Origin of the sequence: Anabaenopsis sp. FSS-46 (assembly GCF_029891665.1) — a bacterium.
Taxonomy (GTDB): Bacteria; Cyanobacteriota; Cyanobacteriia; order Cyanobacteriales; family Nostocaceae; genus Anabaenopsis; species Anabaenopsis arnoldii.
In genome coordinates this window covers 1-4782 of sequence record NZ_JANQDG010000121.1, presented here as the reverse complement: position 1 = coordinate 4782, position 4782 = coordinate 1, and the positions used below count along the sequence as shown (strand labels likewise).

The 4782-nt window shown below is 43.9% G+C and carries 5 protein-coding genes; 3 read left to right on the top strand and 2 right to left on the bottom strand.

The features are described 5' to 3' along the window. The 3 genes from NWP21_RS15275 to NWP21_RS15265 form a co-directional block, all read left to right on the top strand. Window positions 1-709, top strand: a 709-nt coding sequence (locus tag NWP21_RS15275; protein WP_280793324.1) for a DUF2887 domain-containing protein, incomplete at its 5' end; no start/stop codon positions are given. Window positions 710-962: 253 nt separating this feature from the next. Continuing rightward, window positions 963-1559, top strand: a complete 597-nt coding sequence (locus NWP21_RS15270) for a YdcF family protein (RefSeq protein WP_280793323.1) — start codon at window positions 963-965, stop codon at window positions 1557-1559. 283 nt (window positions 1560-1842) lie between these two features. Continuing rightward, window positions 1843-3684 (top strand): nucleoside-diphosphate sugar epimerase/dehydratase, encoded by a 1842-nt coding sequence (locus NWP21_RS15265; protein WP_280793322.1) that lies wholly within the window; start codon window positions 1843-1845, stop codon window positions 3682-3684. A 94-nt stretch (window positions 3685-3778) separates the two neighbouring features. On the opposite strand, the gene NWP21_RS15260 is transcribed toward NWP21_RS15265, so the two are convergent. Both NWP21_RS15260 and NWP21_RS15255 read right to left on the bottom strand, forming a co-directional pair. Continuing rightward, window positions 3779-4258, bottom strand: a complete 480-nt coding sequence (locus NWP21_RS15260; protein ID WP_280793321.1) for an Hsp20/alpha crystallin family protein — start codon at window positions 4256-4258, stop codon at window positions 3779-3781. A gap of 167 nt (window positions 4259-4425) precedes the next feature. After that, on the bottom strand, window positions 4426-4647 hold the full coding sequence (locus NWP21_RS15255) for a hypothetical protein (protein WP_280793320.1): 222 nt from the start codon (window positions 4645-4647) through the stop codon (window positions 4426-4428). Window positions 4648-4782 lie beyond the last annotated feature (135 nt).

Genomic DNA, 4782 nt, shown 5'->3' with positions numbered 1-4782 from the left:
CAACCTACCCATAGTATTTCTGGAAGCCCAAATGCAACCAGATAAGGGTTTTTATGGGCGCTACTTTGCAGAAGTTTGCTTGTACCTCAAACAATATAACATCAGCAGACCATGCCGAGGACTAATCATCCTCAAATCCCGTGGTCATCAACTGGGGTCAGAAATACCTTATCGATCAATCTTAAAGGAAGACGTACAGAGACTTTACCTGGAAGACTTGCTATTAGAAACAGACCTAAGTCCTAACCTGGGAATATTGCAGTTAATTGTTCTCCCTCAAAACCGGGTAGGTGAAGCAGCCCAAAAACTACTGCAAAATGTAGAGAACAAAACACAATTCACACAAAGACTAGACTTGATAGAGGCTATACTAGTAAGCAAATTCCCCCAAATCAGTCCAGAGGAAATATTGAAGATGTTAGACCTGAAAACAGCAGATATTACCCAGACAAGATTCTATCGGGATGTGTTTCAACTAGGAGCTAAGGAAGGTAAAGCCGAAGGTAAAGCCGAAGGTAAACAGGAGGGTGAAGCCCAGCTAATTATCCGTCAGGTTAATCGCCGATGTGGGGTATTGTCCCCCAACCAAGAAGCTCAAATCCGTTCCTTAGACCTGAATCAACTGGAGTCCCTAGGGGAAGCCCTCCTAGACTTTACTACCATTGCTGACCTAGAAGCTTGGTTAAATGGTATACATCAGGAGAAATAGGAATACTACTGTTAAATACACTGGTGATGGTGCGATCGCCTACCTGTACTAACTAGTGCTGGTGCGATCGCCTTTAACACTACCACGGATGCGATATAGAAATTTTACCAAAAATTCAAACTACCCTAGCCACATTTCACCGGTGGCTAGAATCTCAGGTCAAGGTGAGATAACCGGATATCTGGGGAAAATTATCTCAGATGAAAAATTTGCCTCTAACATAGGCATATATCTGAAATCTTATCTATGGATTATGCTCAAACCTCTGCGCCTATTTACCCTAGCTGGTTGCTTGGGAATGTTCACCATAGCCACTGCTATCCCCCTGCGTCTAGCCATAGCACTTCAACAAAACCCCCACCCCCAAGCCATCTTGATGCTCAGTGGGGACAGCAGCAGAGCCAAGTTCACCCGAGAAATGGCTCAAGAATTCCCTGACCTTCCCATCTGGGTCTCCGTGGGCGACCCGGAAATCCGCAGCATCTTAGGCGGACTTGACAACCAAGGACTACAGGGAGACGATCGCATCCAGTACGACAACCGCGCCACAGATACAGTCACTAACTTTACCACAATGGTTGCACCTTTGCAACAAAATAATATTCGCCACGTCTATCTCGTCACCTCAGACTACCATATGCCGCGATCCCAGGCGATCGCCACTATCGTTTTTGGTAGTCATGGGATCGCCTTTACTCCCGTACCCGTCCCCTCCCAAAGCTCTCGGCGAGAAGCTCGACCCCGCATCGCTAGAGACATAGGGCGCTCAGTGCTGTGGCTAGTCACTGGACGCACCGGAGCCAGTTACAATCCCCGCTTGCAATCGGCGAGAGGGAATAGCAGATCATAACTGTGTAAATTTACTCAAGATCCCCCAAAGATCCCCGACTCCTGGTAATGTACAATTGTTACGAGAAGTCGGGGATTTGATTATTAATACTTAATTTCTACCAAATTTAACTTCAAAACTGTTTGATCACACTTTCACATACATAATTATGCGAATAACATATTTTCTGCTTAGTGTTTTGAAAAAAACTGTTTTTATCAAAAATATTGCCCATTTTCTCAAGACTTCCTCAAGAACAAAAAAGCATCTGATTCTCTATTTAACTGACTCTCTACTATTTTTATTGGCAATTTATATTGCATTTTGCATAAATTCCCAGAGTTTATTTCCTTTGGATATGCTGGGTAAACATCTCCCTTTGATTATTCTGCTGATTCCCGGAAAAATCCTGTTATTTGCCCTACTGGGAATGTACAAAAATGTCCTCAAGTACAGTGAATTTGCTTTTTTATACACAGCATTCAAATCAGTTATCCTGGGACAAGGAGGATTGATCATCCTGGACTTGATTTTCCGGGTCAATTTCCTCCCCATCTCTGTTCAGATATTAGATACTTTAATCACACTAATTTTAATAGTCACAGTCAGACTCATAGCCCGATGGCTGTTATATGGTTTGAGTTCCCCCCTGAGATTAAAACAGCATTCTCAACCCAATGGCAATGTAGCAGATAGCAAGGTATCCCTGGAACCAGTAATTATCTATGGAGCCGGACAAGCTGGATTTCAACTATCCCAAGCACTTGCTCAGGATAACAACTTTGAAATTATAGCCTTTGTGGACGACAATTCACAACTATGGAAACATGCGATTAATGGCATTCAAGTTTATAGCCCTGAGAAGTTGGAATATCTAATTAACAAGTACCAGGTGTCGCTAGTACTCTTAGCAATTCCATCAGCTACCCCCAAAAGAAAGCAAGGAATTGTTGCGGAACTCAAAGCTCTAGATTTAGAAGTCAAAACAGTACCCACCCTAGCAGAAATCATATCTGGTAAAGTCTCCATTGCTCACGTGCGCCAAATTAATATAGGCGATATTTTAGGACGTGAGGAAGTTCTACCAGATCCCAAGTTACTGCGAGTCAACATCACAAATAAATCTGTTTTAGTCACGGGTGCTGGTGGTTCTATTGGCTCAGAACTCTGTCGCCAAATTGCTCAACAACAACCCCGCCACCTGGTTCTATATGAATTAAATGAATTTGCACTATATAGCATTGAGATAGAGTTACGAGAAACCTACCCTAATTTGTCTTGTTCTGCTTGTATAGGCTCAGTAACTGATGCCGAACGTCTCAAACAGGTAATTACAGAATATGATGTTGATACTTTATATCATGCTGCGGCTTACAAACACGTTCCTTTAGTGGAAAAGAACCCCGCCCAAGGAGTGATTAACAACATTTACGGTACACTAGTAGCTACCCGCACGGCCAATGAGTGTAAAGTTGAGACTTTTGTTTTAATTTCTACCGATAAGGCTGTACGTCCCACCAGTGTGATGGGAACAACCAAACGAGTGGCTGAGTTGATTTTGCAAGCTTTATCAAAACAGCCGGACACTTACACTCGTTTGATTATGGTGCGGTTTGGTAATGTCTTAAATAGTACTGGTTCAGTGGTACCCCGATTTCAGCGGCAAATTTTGCAGCGACAACCGATTACTATTACCCATCCCGAAATTACTCGCTATTTTATGTCCATTCCCGAAGCAGCTCGCCTGGTCATTCAAGCGGGCGCTCTGGGGGATGGGGGGGAGGTTTTCCTCTTGGATATGGGGGAACCGGTGAAAATTTACGATCTGGCGGTGCAAATGGTGAAACTCAGTGGTCTAGTTTTAGGGAAGGACATTGAGATTAAGATCACAGGGTTGCGTCCAGGGGAAAAGCTCTATGAAGAGCTGTTGATTCAAGAAGACAATGTTAGAAAAACTATACATCCAAAAATTTATGCCGCCCAGGAAGCAATGATACCTTGGACAAAGCTAGAGCCATATCTGCATCAGCTATTCTTAGCAGCCCAAACAGAAGACAGAGATACTCTCTTATCTCTGCTGAAAGTGCTGGTTCCTGAATATTCCCCTCCACAGTTATCATCCCAACTGATGAGTAAATCTGCGTAGGTTTCTACATGGTTTGATAGATAAGGGGGCGATAGATTAATTTAATACTGCTGTTGAGGGAGCATCGCCCCTTGGTTCACAAAAAAATGGAGAGTTAACTGCCGGTTAGCTCCTTCTGGTCTTGTCCTGGTAAGGTAATGGTAACTACTCTTCTCTTTTCTTCTTCGGCTTTAGGCATAGTGAGACATAAAACACCATTTCTAAAATCTGCTTGTACTTGATCGTTCTGAATGCGAGATGGTAGGGGTATTATCCTTTGAAATCTGCCATAGCGAAATTCTGAACGACGCATACCTGTTTTTTCTTCTTTGATTTCAGATTTACGCTCACCGGTGACGGAAACTGTATCTGCTGCGACTTTAACATCTAAGTCCTGGGGTGAAATCCCGGGAATTTCCATCCGCAGGGTGACTTGCTCCGGGGTTTCGTCAATTTCTGCTGGGGGTACAAATGTTAAGCGATCGCTCAGGATATCCCCAGTTTCACCGGGTCCGGCAATTTGATCAAGGAGACGATTCATCTGGCGTTGCATGGTTTCTATTTCTCTAAAAGGTTCCCAGCGACTTAATACCATAATTTTTAGCTCCAATTAATTACATGAGTGAGTGAGTCACAGCAAAGATTGGGGATGTGAGCACAGGGTAAAAACCGGTTTTCTAAAGACCAGAGGGAAAAGTTTCGGGTGCGTCTCCCATTTCCCAGGTAAGAACGCGGTCTAGAGGTTGAACCCCCTTGGTATCATCAAGCTGTAAATCCCTGTTCTTGAATGAGTCGCTTGGTAATTTCTGCCCGTTGCTGGTAAAATTCACGGGTACAGTAGGAGGCTTCGCCAATTAAGTTCAGCAATGGTTCGTAGTCTTGAGTAGCGCCGGTTAAGGGGTGGGCGTACCCACGCACCCCATCGACTATGTTGGTGATAGTTGCATCAAGCATAGGAATTAATCTTTGAAAATTCCGGCTCACAACCCCAGGGATAGGGTTTTACACCTGGTAGATTTAGGCTGTAACTAAGTTAAGCTTAAAAGTCTTCACTGCTGATTCCATCTGGCTCAGGGTGGATGATACTAGATATATATAGCAGGGGGCAGGGGGCAGGGG

What these genes read in the sequence shown, in the direction of transcription:
- NWP21_RS15270 (WP_280793323.1), top strand. Translation starts at nt 963, where the DNA reads ATGCTCAAACCTCTGCGCCTATTTACCCTAGCTGGTTGCTTGGGAATG.
- NWP21_RS15260 (WP_280793321.1), bottom strand. Translation starts at nt 4,258, where the DNA reads ATGGTATTAAGTCGCTGGGAACCTTTTAGAGAAATAGAAACCATGCAA.